This window comes from Lysobacter sp. S4-A87 (genome assembly GCF_022637455.1).
Taxonomy (GTDB): domain Bacteria; phylum Pseudomonadota; class Gammaproteobacteria; order Xanthomonadales; family Xanthomonadaceae; genus Lysobacter_J.
Genome location: NZ_CP093341.1, coordinates 2,821,767 through 2,836,558 on the forward strand (window position 1 = coordinate 2,821,767; position 14,792 = coordinate 2,836,558).

Annotated in this window: 12 protein-coding genes and 1 pseudogene; 4 read left to right on the plus strand and 9 right to left on the minus strand. The window is 66.4% G+C overall.

Features of this window, described 5'->3' with window-relative positions; translation table 11 throughout:
* The first annotated feature begins 114 nt into the window (after positions 1-114).
* Both MNR01_RS12655 and MNR01_RS12660 read left to right on the plus strand, forming a co-directional pair.
* Positions 115-1,638, plus strand: coding sequence for an alpha/beta hydrolase (locus tag MNR01_RS12655; protein WP_241918138.1), 1,524 nt, complete (start codon positions 115-117; stop codon positions 1,636-1,638).
* Positions 1,639-1,840: 202 nt separating this feature from the next.
* Positions 1,841-3,001 carry an IS30 family transposase gene (locus MNR01_RS12660; protein WP_241918113.1) on the plus strand — a complete coding sequence of 387 codons (1,161 nt, stop codon included), beginning with the start codon at positions 1,841-1,843 and terminating at the stop codon, positions 2,999-3,001.
* A 38-nt stretch (positions 3,002-3,039) separates the two neighbouring features.
* Here the strand turns inward: MNR01_RS12660 and MNR01_RS12665 are convergent, their stop codons facing one another.
* Entirely contained in the window at positions 3,040-4,575 is a 1,536-nt protein-coding gene (locus MNR01_RS12665) for a DUF1214 domain-containing protein (RefSeq protein WP_241918139.1), read from the minus strand.
* Between the two features lie 314 nt (positions 4,576-4,889).
* On the opposite strand from MNR01_RS12665, the gene MNR01_RS12670 reads away from it, so the two are divergent.
* Entirely contained in the window at positions 4,890-5,924 is a 1,035-nt protein-coding gene (locus MNR01_RS12670) for a hypothetical protein (RefSeq protein ID WP_241918140.1), read from the plus strand.
* Positions 5,925-6,044: 120 nt separating this feature from the next.
* Positions 6,045-7,727, plus strand: a complete 1,683-nt coding sequence (locus MNR01_RS12675) for a serine hydrolase (protein WP_241918141.1) — start codon at positions 6,045-6,047, stop codon at positions 7,725-7,727.
* On the opposite strand, the pseudogene MNR01_RS12680 reads toward MNR01_RS12675, so the two are convergent.
* From MNR01_RS12680 to MNR01_RS12715, 8 genes and pseudogenes are all read right to left on the minus strand, one after another.
* A pseudogene (locus MNR01_RS12680) lies at positions 7,690-8,022 on the minus strand (cupin domain-containing protein); the annotation flags it as partial. The gene MNR01_RS12675 and the pseudogene MNR01_RS12680 sit on opposite strands and share 38 nt — an antisense overlap.
* Positions 8,023-8,147: 125 nt before the next feature.
* The gene (gene kduD / locus MNR01_RS12685; RefSeq protein WP_241918142.1) at positions 8,148-8,906 is read right to left on the minus strand and encodes a 2-dehydro-3-deoxy-D-gluconate 5-dehydrogenase KduD; all 759 of its coding nucleotides are present in this window, start codon (positions 8,904-8,906) and stop codon (positions 8,148-8,150) included.
* Positions 8,907-8,914: 8 nt separating this feature from the next.
* Complete coding sequence (gene kduI / locus MNR01_RS12690) at positions 8,915-9,760, minus strand: 5-dehydro-4-deoxy-D-glucuronate isomerase (RefSeq protein WP_241918143.1); 846 nt, start codon at positions 9,758-9,760, stop codon at positions 8,915-8,917.
* Between the two features lie 154 nt (positions 9,761-9,914).
* The gene (locus MNR01_RS12695; RefSeq protein ID WP_241918144.1) at positions 9,915-11,012 is read right to left on the minus strand and encodes a LacI family DNA-binding transcriptional regulator; all 1,098 of its coding nucleotides are present in this window, start codon (positions 11,010-11,012) and stop codon (positions 9,915-9,917) included.
* Between the two features lie 86 nt (positions 11,013-11,098).
* Positions 11,099-12,379, minus strand: a complete 1,281-nt coding sequence (locus tag MNR01_RS12700) for a TRAP transporter large permease (RefSeq protein WP_241918145.1) — start codon at positions 12,377-12,379, stop codon at positions 11,099-11,101.
* A complete protein-coding gene (locus tag MNR01_RS12705; RefSeq protein ID WP_241920618.1) occupies positions 12,379-12,942 on the minus strand; it encodes a TRAP transporter small permease in 564 nt (187 codons plus the stop codon). Before MNR01_RS12705 ends, MNR01_RS12700 begins: the two co-directional genes overlap by 1 nt.
* A 3-nt stretch (positions 12,943-12,945) precedes the next feature.
* On the minus strand, positions 12,946-13,935 hold the full coding sequence (locus tag MNR01_RS12710; RefSeq protein ID WP_241918146.1) for a TRAP transporter substrate-binding protein: 990 nt from the start codon (positions 13,933-13,935) through the stop codon (positions 12,946-12,948).
* Positions 13,932-14,783, minus strand: coding sequence for a 2-keto-4-pentenoate hydratase (locus tag MNR01_RS12715; protein ID WP_241918147.1), 852 nt, complete (start codon positions 14,781-14,783; stop codon positions 13,932-13,934). The genes MNR01_RS12710 and MNR01_RS12715 overlap by 4 nt, the downstream gene beginning before the upstream one ends.
* Between the last annotated feature and the right edge of the window lie 9 nt (positions 14,784-14,792).

Genomic DNA, 14,792 nt, shown 5'->3' on the forward strand with positions numbered 1-14,792 from the left:
GTCGCGCGGAGACATTGGGCCCCCACCTGGAGATGTTCGGCGGACGGGTGCGCCCGGACCACCACGACGGAGCAGATGCTGGCGACGTGCACTTCCTCCCACCTGGAGTCCGTCATGTCCTGCGTATCGATGTTCCTTTCCCGTGTTCGCCGTCCCGGCCTGCATGCAGCGGCCCCGACGATGCGGTTGGCGGCGATGTGCGTGGCGCTCGCCAGCGCGGCGCCCGTGATGGCGGCCGATGCGCCCGCACCGCTCGTGTTCTCGCCGTACGCGTTCGAAACCCAGGCGCACGGCACGATCGCGGCCGAGGCCGCGTACCTCGAAGTGCCGCGCCGGCATGGTGATCCGGACGGAAAGCGCATGCGCCTGCGGGTCGTGCGCCTGCCGGCGACGGGTGGCAATGGCCACACTGCGCCGGTGGTCTACCTGGCCGGCGGCCCCGGTGGCTCCGGCATCGGCACGGCGCGCGGGCCGCGCTGGCCGGTGTTCGACCGGGTCCGACGTGAGACCGACGTGCTGCTGCTCGACCAGCGTGGTGCGGGGCTGTCGGAACCGCCGCCGCCATGCCCGCACGAGCACCGTTTCGAAGACGCCCAGCCCATGCAGCGCGACACCGCGCTGGCCGCGTTGCAGGCCACGGCCGCGCGCTGCGTCGCCTACTGGCGGGAGGCGGGCGTCGATCTGTCCGCCTACACCACTGCCGAGAGTGCCGCCGACCTCGACGATCTCAGGCGCGCGCTGGGTGTGCCGAAGCTCAGCCTGTGGGGCATGAGTTACGGCACGCACCTGGCCCTGGCCACCGTTCGCTTGCATGGTGCGGGCCTGGATCGCGTGGTGCTGATGGGCACCGAGGGTCCCGATGACACGTTGAAGCTGCCGTTGGCCGCCGATGCCCTGCTGGGGCAACTCGCCGCCGTCGCCGCCGATGCCGGTTTCGATGACCTGACTGGGTCGGCCCGTCGCGTACTGGAGGCACTGCGCCAGCAGCCTCGCCAGGGTCGAAGCGGCATGCACGACGGCAGGCAGGTGACGATCGGCGAGTTCGACGCGCAGCTTGCAATAGCAGTTTCGCTCGGCCAGCGCCCGACCCAGCAGTGGCTGCCGCTGGTACTGCGCGAAGCCGATCGCGGCAACTACGACCCGCTGGCCGACATCGTGCTGCTGTTGCGTGCGGAGTTCGGCCAGTTCACGGCCATGTCGCTGGCGATGGACGTGGCATCGGGACAGAGCCCGCAACGCCGGTCCCTGGCCGAGGCGCAGGCGCGCCAGAGCATGTTCGGCGATGCATTGAACTTCCCGTTCCCCATGATCGGCGACGGACTCGGCCTCGTCGACCTGGGCGAATCATTCCGCGGGCCGTTGCGCAGCGACGTGCCGGTGCTGTTCGTCAGTGGCACGCTGGATGGCCGCACGCCGCCGGCGAACGCCGAGGCATTGCGACCCGGTTTCAGCGACAACAGGTCGCTGCTGGTGCGCGGTGCCAGCCACGGCAACGAGCTGTGGCTTGGCCAGGCGGCCATCGCCGACAGCATCGCCGGCTTCCTCGCCGGTCAACCGGTGAACGATGCCGTGCTGGATGTGTCGCCGCCCGTGTTTGCCAGGAGCGTGAGCGAACTGCTTGATTCGCGTCCGAAGTGACGCAGGAGGGAGTTCGCTGCTGAAAGTGCATGGGTTTCAAAATATGCCGCGCAAGCGCTTACGCCGGGATGTTCGCTTCTGGCGTTAGCGGACGTCTGGGCGGGACGGCGCCGCCGCCCGCTGGTCATGTCCGCTTTCGACTGCGGTTTCAACCGGTCGATGCAACACACTGAAGGCTGCCTCGGCAGCAGGAGTGTTGCAGATGAAGTACCGGGCAAGGATCTGTTACACGGAAGGCCAGAAGGCCCTGATGTGGGACCGCTGGCAACAGGGCGATTCGCTGCACCAAATCGCCCGGCTGTTTGATCGTCGCCACAGCTCGGTTCGCGGGATCCTGGCCGCGTCCGGTGGGATCCGGCCACCTCAGCGCCGCCGTTCTGAGCGGACGCTGAGCTTGGCCGAGCGGGAAGAGATTTCGCGGGGCGTGGTGAGCGGGCAATCGATCCGTTCGATCGCGGCCGCGCTGGGGCGGGCGCCGTCCACAGTGAGCCGCGAACTGCGACGCAACGAGGGTTCTGATGGCTACCGGGCGAACCGGGCCGACCAGGCCGCCTGGGACCGGGCGCGTCGTCCAAAGACTTGTAAGCTGGCCCGGCATCGAGCCTTGGCGCGGCAGGTCGCAGCTAAGCTTCAACAGCGCTGGTCTCCGCAGCAGATCGCCGGATGGCTCAAGCGCATCCATCCAGACGACGCGAGCGGTCAGGTGTCACACGAGACGATCTACCGCACGCTCTTCATCCAAGCCCGAGGCGCCTTAAAACAGGAGCTTCTGGGCTACCTGAGGCGCACGCGAGCAATGCGCCGCTCACGCCACCACACACAGAAGGCCGACAACCACGGCCGCATCAGCGACACCGTATCGATCCGCGAGCGCCCTGCAGCGGTCGAAGACCGGGCCGTGCCGGGCCATTGGGAGGGCGACCTGTTGTTTGGCAGCAGCAACAGTCAGATTGCCACGCTGGTGGAGCGGCATACGCGCTACGTCATGCTGGTGAAGGTCGGCGGCAAGGACACCGAAACGGTCATCGACGCGCTGATCAACAACGCACGGCGCCTGCCGAAGGAACTGTATCGATCGTTGACCTGGGACCGCGGTAAGGAGATGGCTGATCATCGCCGATTCACCATGGCGACCGACATCCAGGTCTACTTCTGCGATCCGCAGCATCCATGGCAGCGCGGTTCAAACGAGAACACCAACGGATTGCTTCGGCAGTACTTCCCCAAGGGTCTCGATCTGTCCACGATCACGCAGGCCAAGCTTGACGCCGTGGCCAGAGAGTTGAACGGACGGCCCCGGAAGACGCTAGGCTACGAAACACCGGCCGAACGATTTCAACAAGCTGTTGCATCGACCGGTTGAAACCGCAACCCAAAGCAGCCATTCGTATGCCCGGGCCGCTACATGACCTTCTCGAAATCGGGCATTACGAAGGTCTTCTTATTGAGCGCGTCCGTTGGGCCGTAGAAGCGGAACGTAGGCATGGGGCGTTTGCCGGCGGTTGGAATCCAGTTCGCATCCAAGCCATCCGGCGCCTTCGGGCCGACGTACAGGGTCACGCTGCCATCGGCGTTCTTCTTAATCTTGTCCAAGTCGTATGACGACAGCGTGGTCCGCTCCGGATCGGCATAGATGAAAGAGAACGTGGCACGGTCGTAAACGGTCAGCGCCCAGAACTGCTTGACCGGCATGTCCGCCGGAACATTGACCTTGTAGAGACTGCCAGCCTGCAAAGGTTGCCCGTCCTTGTCGGCCATCGCGGTCATGTATTGCGTCGCGGGCGACTCGCTCAACTCTTTGGGCACGTACGTGCACCAGAAGTACTGCGCCGCGCGTTGATCAAGCGCGATCCGGTCGTCGTACTCGAACGTGAAGGTACGGTTCTTGTCGGCGTTCAGAAGGGTGCCGTAGTGGCGATCAGGCCAGTACAGCAGCTCCTTGGGGAACGCATCGAATTTGCCCTGCAGGTAATGCCAGGCATCGATGGCGCCTTGGCGCATCGCCCGCTTGGCGGTATCGTCCGGCGCGAATGGCTTGCCGCGCTCGATGCCCAACGACGAGAGCATGCCCATCATCAACTTGTCCTGCTCGCGCACGGGCTCGACGCTGAAGATGTCGTACACGTCCTTGAAGTAACGCTCGTCGTAGAACGGCAGTGTGGCGTAACGCTTGTCGGACGGGTCCACGAAACGCTGTTTGGGCGGATTGGCCGCTTCGGAGAGGTAATACATCCGCAGCTTCTGCGCATAGTTGAACGCGTCGGTCTGCGTCATGCCCGGACCCACGATCGACCGGAAGGCAAAGGCGATTCGGTAGTTCGGCGACGGTACGTGCAGGTAGCCCGCAGGAATCTTGTCCTTGTAGCCGGGCGGCGTGAAGAGGTATTTGGTCGCCTTGCCCTTGTCCATGCCGGAAGGCCCGACGTCGGCAATGGTGAACTGCCATGCGTCTACCACCTGGCCGTACAGCGTTCCCGGCGTGCCTGCCTCAGGAACCTCCAGCACCACCGGCCCCTTCTGCAGGTCTGTGAAGGCTGAGATATAGGGCGTGCTGCTGTTGGCGGTCAGTGCTTCGAGCTTGGGCGAAGCGGTGTGGGAGTAGGTGATGATGTCGTTGTCCTTCATTCCCAAGTCGCTAAAGGCGGCCCCGCGGAAGCGGTAGATCGCCACGGCCGGCATGCCCCATAGCACTGCTTCGAAGGCGCGCTGGTACTTGACCTGATACTCGAGGTCGGACGTAGATGCTTTTGTGTCCGCGGGTGGTTGGCCACCCAGAGGTTCGTCCGTCGGGCGGACAGCATTGGAAGTCGTGGGTGTAGCCGATGCGGCGGCCTTCTGTTTGTCGGTGCTCTCCGCTGGCGAACTGGACTGACGGTTGCAAGCGCTCGCGCTGACCAAGGTCAGAACCGCAAGCATCACCAACTTGGGCGTATTCATTGAGAGCAGGTTCCCGCTACAGGTGCGGTGACGGTAATGACCTGCCCCGTGAATGTGGCGTCAACACCGCTGACCGCTTTTGGCCGAAGGCGATCGTTGAGCCGATGCCGATGCCGATGCCGATGCCGATGCCGATGCCGATGTCCGCTTGCGTGAACTCAACTTGGCACGATTGGGACTCGGCTGAGCGCAAAGTCTACTCGCGGACCGAGACGGGCCCCGGCGGGCGACGATAGGATCGCCGCTCCTCAACCCGAAGGGGGGGCTCGGCGATGCACCGAAGGGAACTCATCGGCGCGCTGGCAGCATTGCCGTTGGCCATCGGCTTGCCTGGCTGCGCGCAGGTCGGTGGAATCAGAGCCAAGGACCGGCAGGTGATGACGGTCGCGGGCCCCATCGACGCCTCCGCGCTCGGCATGACGCTCAGCCATGAGCATCTTTTCGCCGACCTGCGACCCTATGCCGAGCAGATCTCAACACCCATCCCGCTGGGCGGTGATGTGGTCGAGGTGATACTGCCCCATCTCCAGGAGATCCGGCGTCTGGGTTGCCGCTCGGTGATCGACTGCACTGCAACGACGCTCGGGCGCAACCCCGCCCTGATCAAGCGCCTGTCAGAGGCGAGCGGGTTGCAGATGCTTACGGTGACAGGGGCATATGTCGCCGCGGGTGGCCGCTTCGTCCCACCTTACGTATTGGACGAAACCGACGAGGAGCTCGCCGCGCGCTGGATCGGCGAATGGCGGCACGGAATTGGCGACACGCGAATCCGCCCAGGCCTGATCAAGCTCGGGATCGAGGGCGATCCGCTCAGTGCTACCGAGCGCAAGGTGCTGCTTGCCGGCGCACGTACGCATCTTGAGACGGGCCTCGTTATCGCATCCCACACCGGTCCCTGGGCGCAAGTCGAGCCCGGTCGCAATGCCCGGTGTGCGTTCGCGCAACTGGACCTGCTGGAAGGCGCCGGCGTCGATCCGTCTGCATGGATCTGGGTTCACGCCCAGAACGAAGTGCGGGGTGACCTTCACGTCCAGGCGGCCGGGCGTGGTGCCTGGGTGTCGTTCGACGGGTTCCGGCCCGGTCAGGAGAACGGGTACGTCGCCATGATCGGACGCATGCGCGACGAAGGTCTCCTGGAGCGCGTGCTCGTGTCGCAGGACGCTGGCTGGTACAACGCCGGGCAGCCACGAGGCGGCGAGTTCAAGCCCTTCCATCCGATCTTCACCGCGTTGATCCCGGCCTTGCGGAAGGGGGGATTCGACGAAAGCCAGATGCAGATGCTCTTCGTCCACAACCCGGCGCGCGCATTCGCCCTGCGGACGTCGGAATGGATCAGCGGTGACACGTGATTGCGTGCCGAAATTCTCGCCTAAATCAGTTCGTGTGGGGGCGGCGCCAGGTTGCGCGGTCCCACGCTGTCGTGTGCAAACAACCAGGGGTCACTCGTGCGTGTAAGTCCATCCGCTTTCTTGATTACGATCATCACCGCCGCTTTGGCCGCGCAGCCATCTGCCGTGCGAGCCCAGTCAGCAAGCGCTTCACCCGCTGATCGCCACAAGCAAGTGGACGCGATCTTCGCGCCATGGAGCGGCACCACCACGCCAGGCTGCGCGGTGGGCATATCCCGCGACGGCGTGCTGGATTACACGCACGGTTACGGCATGTCGAATCTCGAGTACGACGTGGCCATCACCCCGGAATCGATCTTCCACGTCGGCTCCATCTCCAAGCAGTTCACCGCCTTCTCGGTCGCGTTGCTGGCGCAAGACGGAAAGTTGTCGCTGGACGATGACATCCGCAAGTACGTGCCGGAGATGCCGGACTTTGGCAAGACGATCACCATTTCGCACCTGATCCATCACAGCAGTGGCCTGCGCGAGCAGGGGCAGCTGCTGTACCTGGCCGGCTGGCGCAGCGACGACATGATGACCGAGGCCGACATGCTGGCGATCGCGGCGAAGCAGCGCGGGCTGAACTTCGCGCCGGGGACCGAGACGCTTTACAACAACCTGGGCTATACGTTGCTGGCAGTGATTGTGAAGCGTGTATCCGGCAAGCCGCTGTGGGCCTTCGCCGATGAGCGGATCTTCCAGCCATTGGGCATGACCGACACGCACTTTCAGGACGACCACACCGAGATCGTGCGGCGTCGCACCGCGGCGTATCAGGCGCACAAGGACGGCGGATGGCGCATCAGCATCCCGGCGTCCGACTACTACGGCCCGACCGGTCTGTTCACCACGGTGGGCGACCTGCTGAAGTGGCAGGACAACTTCGTCCACGCACGTGTTGGCGGACGATCGCTGGTGGAATCGATGCAGACATCGGCCACATCGGACAACGGAGCGGTGAGCGGCTACGGTGGTGGAGTGTTCGTCCGCAGCTATCGCGGCCTGCGCACGGTAGGCCACGACGGCGTGCACGCTGGCTATCGCGCGGACGCTCTTGCCTTCCCCGATCAGCGGCTGGCAATCGTGACGCTGTGCAATGGCGCCACGATTGCCCCCCAGGAGCTCACACAGAAGGTCGCTGCCGTGTATCTGGGTAATCGCATGACGCCCATGGCACCCTCGGTGAAGGAGCCGGATGCAGCGTTGTCGACGCTGGCTGGGGTCTACTGGAGTTCGTTGACGGACGAAGTGGTGCGGGTGGAGGTGAAGGACGGTGTGCTGCGCCCCCTTGGCGCGTCGTCTCCGCTTGAATCACTCGGGAGTGGGCTGTTTCGCTTGGGCGAGGCGGCACAATGGCGATTCGACACCGCCGCCGAGGATGCGCCGGGAGAACGCGAACTGCGGATCTGGGACGCCTGGCCCACGCCGCGGGTATTTGCCCGCGTCAACGAGCCGATGCCATCTGCGTCGGCGCTGGCCTCCTTCGCGGGGCAGTACCGCATCGACGAGGTCGACATGACCTATACGGTACTCATGGCGGACGGCAAGCTGACCCTGCGCTGGCCTCGCCAGGCTGATCTCATGCTTGAAGCCGTCGGCGGTGATCGCTTCGTCAGCGGCGCATGGACGGTGACCTTCACACGGACGGCGTCGGGCGAGGTGGATGGATTGACGATGACTGCACGTCGACTGCGGCGCATGCGCGCGGAACGGCTCGGTACCGCTACAGGGCCTTCGCTTGCTTTCGATACGCCACGATGATCACCAGGTCTTCCTTGCCGCGCTGGAACAGCGCATGCGTGCTGCCATCGCGGGTAAGGATGGCGTCGCCCGGGCCGACCCCGCGACGCTTGCCGTCGAGCAGCAGTTCGCCGCGGCCGGAAAGCACGTAGTAGATCTCGTCCTTGTCGTTTCGGTGCTCGCCGATGGTCGCGCCCGGGTGCAGGGCACGCTGGCGGAACACCAGGTCGAAGTCGGCGGCGTCGGCGAAGAACGGATAGGCCGTCGTGGTGCCCTGGCCTTCGTGCGGGCCTGGCTGCTGCACCGCGATGTCGCGCGCCTGCTCCACGTAGGAGTCGCGCCGCGGCTCGCCGGCTGCAGCAGCGCCCCAGGCGAGGGTGGCGACGAGGGTGATCACGTTGAAAGTGCCTGCTCGCATCGTCGCCCACCGTTTCCGCTTGCTCAGCGCGCCAGCCAGCCGCCGTCGACCGGGATGATCGCGCCGTTGACGTAGTCCGAAGCGCGCGAGGCCAGGAACACCGCCGCGCCACCCAGGTCCGACGGTTCACCCCAGCGCCCGGCCGGAATGCGGCCGAGGATCTGCGCATTGCGGTCCTCGTCGGCACGCAGCTGCGCGGTGTTGTTGGTGACCATGTAGCCCGGCGCGATCGCGTTGACGTTCAGGCCCTTGCTGGCCCATTCGTTGGCGAGCAGGCGGGTGATGCCGGCGATGCCGCTCTTGCTGGCCGCATACGACGGCACGCGGATGCCGCCCTGGAACGACAGCATCGAGGCGATGTTGATGATCTTGCCGCTGCCCTGGCCGATCATGTGGCGGCCGGCGGCCTGGGCGAGGAAGAACGCCGACTTGAGGTTGACGTTCATCACGTCGTCCCAGTCCTGCTCGCTGAAATCGACCGCGTCGGCGCGGCGGATCATGCCGGCGTTGTTGACCAGGATGTCGAGGCCGCCGAGTCCGTCGACGGTCTCGCGCACGATGCGGTCGACCGGCTCCAGGCTCGACAGGTTGGCCTCGATCGCGATGAAGCGGCGGCCCAGTGCACGCACCTTCTCGCCGGTCTCGGTCGGCGCCGAAGTGCCGGCCGCGGCGATGTCGGCGCCTGCCTGCGCCAATGCCAGGGCGATGCCCTGGCCCAGGCCTGTGTTGGCACCGGTGACGACGGCGACCTTGCCCTGCAGGTTGAAGATTTCCGTGCCCATGCGTCCCCTTACTTGAGCTGGCAGATGTCGAGCTGGTTCATGTCGGTGTAGTCGAGGTTCTCGCCACCCATCGCCCAGATGAAGCAGTAGTTCTTCGTGCCCGAGCCCATGTGGATCGACCACGGCGGCGACACGACGGCTTCGTCGTTGGCGATGACGATGTGGCGCATGTCGGCCGGCTCGCCCATGAAGTGCATGACGCGCTCGCTGCCCAGGTCGAAGTAGAAATAGACCTCCGAGCGGCGGTCGTGCAGGTGCGGCGGCATGGTGTTCCAGACGCTGCCGGTCTTGAGGATGGTCAGGCCGAGCAGCAGCTGGCACGACTTGACCGTCGCCGGAACGATGTACTGGTAGATCGTGCGTTCGTTGGAGGTTTCCAGCGAACCGCGCTCGAGCGGCACTGCCTGCGAAATCGAGATGTGCTTGGCCTCGTAGCGCGTGTGCGCCGGCGTCGAGGCGAGGTAGAACCTGGCCGGGTTGGCGGCATCGCTGGAGGCGAACTCGACCTTCTCGCTGCCCATCGGCACGTACAGGCCGTCCTTGGGTTCGAGCGTGTAGGCGGTGCCGTCGACGGTGACCGTGCCGGTGCCGCCGCCGACGTTGACCACGCCCAGCTCTCGCCGCTGCAGGAACGGCTGGCCGGCGGCCGAGGCCGGTTCGGTCTGCGCCGGCAGTGCGACCGGCGCGGCGGTCGGGGCGGCGCCGCCGATCACGAAGCGCTCGTTGTGCGAGTAGTTGAGGACGACCTGGCCGGCGACGAACAGGTCCTGGATCAGGTAGCGCTCGCGCAGCTGGTCGTTGCTGGCCCCGTCCATCATGTCCGGGTGGGTGGCGTGGTAGGTCTTGCGGAACATTGGGCCTCCGAAACGATACGTTTGCCGGGTGCCAGCAGGCGCGCGGCGGGATGATGGGGCGATGATAACGGGGTTTTGGTAACCGGTGTCAAAAGCGCGTCTGCAGGCTGCACATCGGCGCTTCTGCGGCAAATCGGGGCGTGCTTGAGGGCCCTCAGACCTTCGGGCGCTGGCTCGAATCGCGAACGACCAGCTGCGGTGTCACCGTCCTGGGCACCGCCGGTGCGGCGGCTTCGTTGGCCAGCAGCATCTGCGCGGCCTGGCGGCCGAGGTCGCGGATCGGCGAATGGATCGTGGTCAGCGCCGGCCACAGCTGCGAGGCCAGCGGGCTGTCGTCGTAGCCGACCACCGACAGGTCGCCGGGGATCGACAGGCCGCGGCGCATCGCCGCCTTGTACACGCCGGCGGCCATTTCGTCGTTGCAGGCGAAGATCGCCGTCGGCCGCGGCGACTTCGCCAGCAGGTACTCGGCGCCGGCGACGCCGGATTCGAAGGTGTAACCGCCTTCGAACATGTAGTCCGGCGGCAGCTCGATGCCGCGCTCGGCCAGGCCGGCGAGGAAGCCACCACCACGCTCGATGGTCGACCGGTAACGGCGCGGGCCGGTGATCAGGCCCAGCGTGCGGTGCCCCAGCGATTCCAGGTAATTGGCGGCCTCGGTGCCGGCGCGGCGGTCGTGGGTGACCACCATGTTGCTGGCCTGGTCGAGCGGGATCGAGGCGATGCGCACGTAGCGCACGCCGATCTCGCGCAGCGCGGTCGCCAGCTGCTCATCCTCGGACACGCGCGGGATCAGGATCACGCCATGCAGCTTCTGCTGCTGGGCGAAGCGCCGCACGCCGTCGATGTAGTCGTCTTTCGAGCTGTCGCACGGGTGCACGACCAGCTCGTAGCCGGAGTCGCGCAACGCATCCAGCGCGCCGTACTGCATGTTGACGATGAACTGCGCGGTCGGGTTGTCGTAGACCAGGCCGATCAGGAACGAGCGCCGGAACGCCAGTCCGCGCGCCTGCGGGTCGGGCGAGTAGCCCAGCTGCTTCATCAGCGCCAGGACCTTCTCGCGGGTCTCCGGATGCACCAGCGGCGAATCGTTGATCACCCGCGACACGGTCTTCTTCGACACGCCCGTCAGGCGGGCAATGTCGTTGATCGTCGCCTTGCCCACCAGCGCCACCGGTTCGGACGGCGTTGCCGCGGCAGTGGCCGTGGTGGTGCGGACGCGGCGGCGGGGTCGGGAGGTCGAGTCGGTCATGGGTGGCCCGTGGGTTGGCCCATTCTAGCCGCCGCGGACCAGAACGCGGTCGCGGCGGCAGGTTTGGGCCCGGCCGTGGTCCCGGCTCACTTCATCATCGCCGGCAGCCAGAGCGAAAGCTGCGGCACGAATGTCACCACCAGCAGCACCGCGAAGGCCGCCAGCCAGAACGGCCAGATCGTCTTGAGGGTCTCGCCGATGCTGATCTTGCCGATGGCGGTGCCGACGAACAGCACCGAGCCCAGTGGCGGGGAAATCAGGCTGATGCCGCCCTTGAGGATCAGGATCACGCCGAAATGCACCGGATCGACGCCAATGGCCTTGGCCAGCGGCAGGAAGATCGGCGTGCAGATGATGATCATCGGCGCAAGGTCCATGAAGGTGCCCAGCACCAGCAGGATCAGGATCATCAGCAACAGCAGCAGGTTCTTGTCCGTGGTGATGCTGGTCAGCCCTTCGACTGCGGCCGACGGCACCTGCAGGTAGGCCAGCAGCCAGCCGAACGACGCCGCCGAGGCGATCACGAACAGGATCATGCCGGTGGTGCGCGCTGCACCGGTGACGGTCTCGAGAAAATCGCGCCAGCGCAGGTTGCGGTAGACCAGCGCGGTCACCAGCAGGGCATAGACGACGGCGATCGCCGCGCTCTCCACCGCGGTGAAGATGCCAGCGCGGATGCCGACGAAGATCAGCGCGACCAGCAACAGGCCCGGTGCTGCCGCGACCAGCCGGCGCAGCACCACGCCGAAGCCCGGGAACGCCTCGATGGCGTAACCGCGGCGGCGGGCGATGATCCAGCAGGTCACCATCAGCGTCGCAGTCATCAGCAGCGCGGGCAGGATGCCGGCCGCGAAGAGGTCGGCGATCGAGATGCTGCCGCCGGCCGATGCCGAGTACAGGATGAGGTTGTGCGAGGGCGGCACCAGCAGCGCGACCATTGCCGCGGTCATGGTGACGTTGACGGCGAAGTCGCGGTCGAAGCCGCGCCGCACCATCTGCGGGATCATCGCGCTGCCGATCGCTGACACATCGGCGATCGCCGAGCCGGAGACGCCGCCGAAGAACAGCGAGGACAGCACGCTGACCTGGCCAAGACCACCGCGCAGATGGCCGACCAGCGACGACGCAAGGCCGATCAGGCGCTCGGAGATGCCGCCGCGCAACATGATCTCGCCGGCGAAGATGAAGAGCGGAATGGCGATCAGCGAAGCCGAGCCGGCGCCGGCGGCGGTCTGCTGCACCATCACGATTGGCGGCAGACCGATGTATAGCAGCGTCGCCAGCGCGGCGGACGCCAGTGAGAAGGCAACCGGCACGCCGATGACGAGGAGCACGCCGAACACGACGAAAAGGACCGTGACTTCCATCATTCACTCCGTGCGGAAGCGACAGGCGCGGTGATGACCGCGACCAGGCGCTGGAGGGCGAACGGCACCATCAACGCGCCAGCGACCGACATCGGCGCGAACACCGCGCTCTGCGGCAGCGGCGCACCGGCCATCGGGATGTCGATGCCGTCGAGCAGCAGTTCGCCGCCCCACATCGCGAGCACGAAGCCAATCCCGGCGATCACCAGGTTGGTTGCCGACAGCAGGACCTTGCGCAGTGCCGGCGGCGCCGAGTGCACGAGGATGAAGAAGCCGAAGTGCGAGCCACGATGCACGCCGGCGGCCGCGCCGAAGCTCATCGCCGTGTTGAGCAGCAGCAGTGCGACCGGCTCGGTCCAGCCCGGCGAGTCGTTGAGCACGTAGCGCGCGAATACCTGCAGCGCCTGCACCGCGACCATGCCGACCAGGGCGACGCCGGCGATGCCGATGGCGACGCTGGCGATGCGGTCGAGCCAGGTGCGCGGACCCAGCCCGGCTTCGCTGCCGGCGAGCTCGGCATCGACGTCAGGCGGAATTGCAATGGGAGCTTCTGCCATGGAGATGCCTCAGGCCAGTGAACGAATTTCGCGGTACAGCGCTTCAATCGCCGGGTCGCGGTGGTAGTCGGCCAGCAGCGGCGCCACGGCCTGGCGGAACGCGCCGAGGTCGCAGTCGTTCATGCGGACGTTGGCGGCGATCAGTTCCTTGCGTGCGGTGGCTTCCGACTCGTCCCACAACTTGCGCATCACCGCCACCGATGCGCGCGAGATGTCGAGCAGCAGTGCCCGATCGCGCGGTTGCAGCGAATCCAGGCTGCGGCGCGAGATCAGCAGCACGTCCGGCGAATAGGAATGCTCGGTCTGCGACCAGTAGTGCGCGGCCTCGAACTGGCGGCTGGAGTGGAAGCTGCGCAGGTTGTTCTCGGCACCGTCGATCAGGTGCGTCTGCAGCGCCGAGAACACTTCGCCGTAAGCCAGTGGTGTCGGGTTGCCGCCGAGCAGGCGGATCATGCGCATGAAGATGTCTGAAGCCGGCACGCGGAACTTGAGGCCGTGCATGTCGGCCGGCTCGTGGATCGGGCGGCGCACGTTGTAGAAGCAGCGCGCACCGCAGTCGTAGATTGCAAGGCCGACCAGGTCGCGCTGCTCGAAGCCCTTGAGCACGGCCGCACCGACCTTGCCGTCGAGTGCCGCGCGCAGGTGCGGGACCGAATCGAAGACGTAGGGCAGCGACAGCGCCTGGGTCAGCGGGAAGGCGTTGTTGAGCGCGCCGGAGTAGACACGGGTGATGTCGATCGCGCCGAACCGGGCCATGTCGATGGCCTCCGACTCGCGACCGAGCTGGCCGGAGTGATACACGCGCAGGCGCAGTCGTCCGCCGGTTTCGTCCTCGAGCTGCTTTCCGATCCATTGCACGGCGGCAACGGTCGGATAGTCCTTCACGTGGACGTCGGTGGCGGTAAGGATGCGGACATCCGGGCTGGCGCCCAGCGCCGGCAGTACCGACGCACCGCAGGCGGCGGCGATGCCGGCAAGGAAGCGGCGTCTTTCGATCATGCGCGGCCCTCCGTCATGCTGCCCTCGTCGCTGGCGGTGGCAGCGGTGGTGCGGCAATGCAGTTCGCCCCAGCGGCCGAAGCTGATGCGCGATTGCTGTCCGGCAAGGATGTCGTGGATGCCCGTCGCCGCACCAGTGGTGACCAGCATGCCGGCCTTGAGCGGATGACCGCGGCTGGCGCAGCGAGACAGCGCGAACGCAAGTGCGGCGAGCAGGCCGCCCGGAATCGAGTCGGCGCCGCCGCTGCCGACCGACTGGCCGTCGATGAAGGTTTCGCAACGCAGCTGCGCACTGTCCACGGACTGCCAGTCCGGTACTTCGGCGCCGAGGATGAGGCCGGTGTTGTTGCCGAAGTCCGAGACCACGATCGGCGGGCCCAGCACGTTGATCAGCGGCAGCGGGCTGCCGGCCAGCTCGACGCCGACGAGCAGAGCGTCGACCAGCGCTGCGGCTTCCTGCTCGCTGTAGCGGGTCTTGTCGGCAGGCGCATCGGCGCGCAGGCGGAACACGTACTCGGCTTCCACCGCGGCAAAGCCGCCGGTGATGACGGCGAACTCGCCGACGCCATCGGCAGGTGCCTGCACCGCACCTTCGAAGATCGGACCCACCAGGCGCTCCTCGCCCAGGCGCGCTTCCCAGTCGGCCGGAATGCGGCCGACCTTCCAGCCCACCACCGGCCGTCCCCACAGCGCGATGGCATGGTCCTGGACCGCATAGCCCTGGTTGAGCGTCTCCGGCAGGGCGCCCGGATAGTCCGGCAGCGCCACCGCCTGGTGACGCGCCGTGACCAGCCGTTGCGCGATTGCGGCGCTGTCGGCGCTGTCCCCTTCCGGCGCGAGTCTGTCCATGCGGTGCGA

Excerpts from the sequence above, each read along its gene's own strand:
- MNR01_RS12700 (WP_241918145.1), bottom strand. The coding sequence starts at position 12,379 with ATGGAAGTCACGGTCCTTTTCGTCGTGTTCGGCGTGCTCCTCGTCATC.
- MNR01_RS12695 (WP_241918144.1), bottom strand. The coding sequence starts at position 11,012 with ATGACCGACTCGACCTCCCGACCCCGCCGCCGCGTCCGCACCACCACG.
- kduD (WP_241918142.1), bottom strand. The coding sequence starts at position 8,906 with ATGGGCACGGAAATCTTCAACCTGCAGGGCAAGGTCGCCGTCGTCACC.
- MNR01_RS12710 (WP_241918146.1), bottom strand. The coding sequence starts at position 13,935 with ATGATCGAAAGACGCCGCTTCCTTGCCGGCATCGCCGCCGCCTGCGGT.
- MNR01_RS12655 (WP_241918138.1), top strand. The coding sequence starts at position 115 with ATGTCCTGCGTATCGATGTTCCTTTCCCGTGTTCGCCGTCCCGGCCTG.
- MNR01_RS12665 (WP_241918139.1), bottom strand. The coding sequence starts at position 4,575 with ATGAATACGCCCAAGTTGGTGATGCTTGCGGTTCTGACCTTGGTCAGC.
- MNR01_RS12660 (WP_241918113.1), top strand. The coding sequence starts at position 1,841 with ATGAAGTACCGGGCAAGGATCTGTTACACGGAAGGCCAGAAGGCCCTG.
- kduI (WP_241918143.1), bottom strand. The coding sequence starts at position 9,760 with ATGTTCCGCAAGACCTACCACGCCACCCACCCGGACATGATGGACGGG.
- MNR01_RS12715 (WP_241918147.1), bottom strand. The coding sequence starts at position 14,783 with ATGGACAGACTCGCGCCGGAAGGGGACAGCGCCGACAGCGCCGCAATC.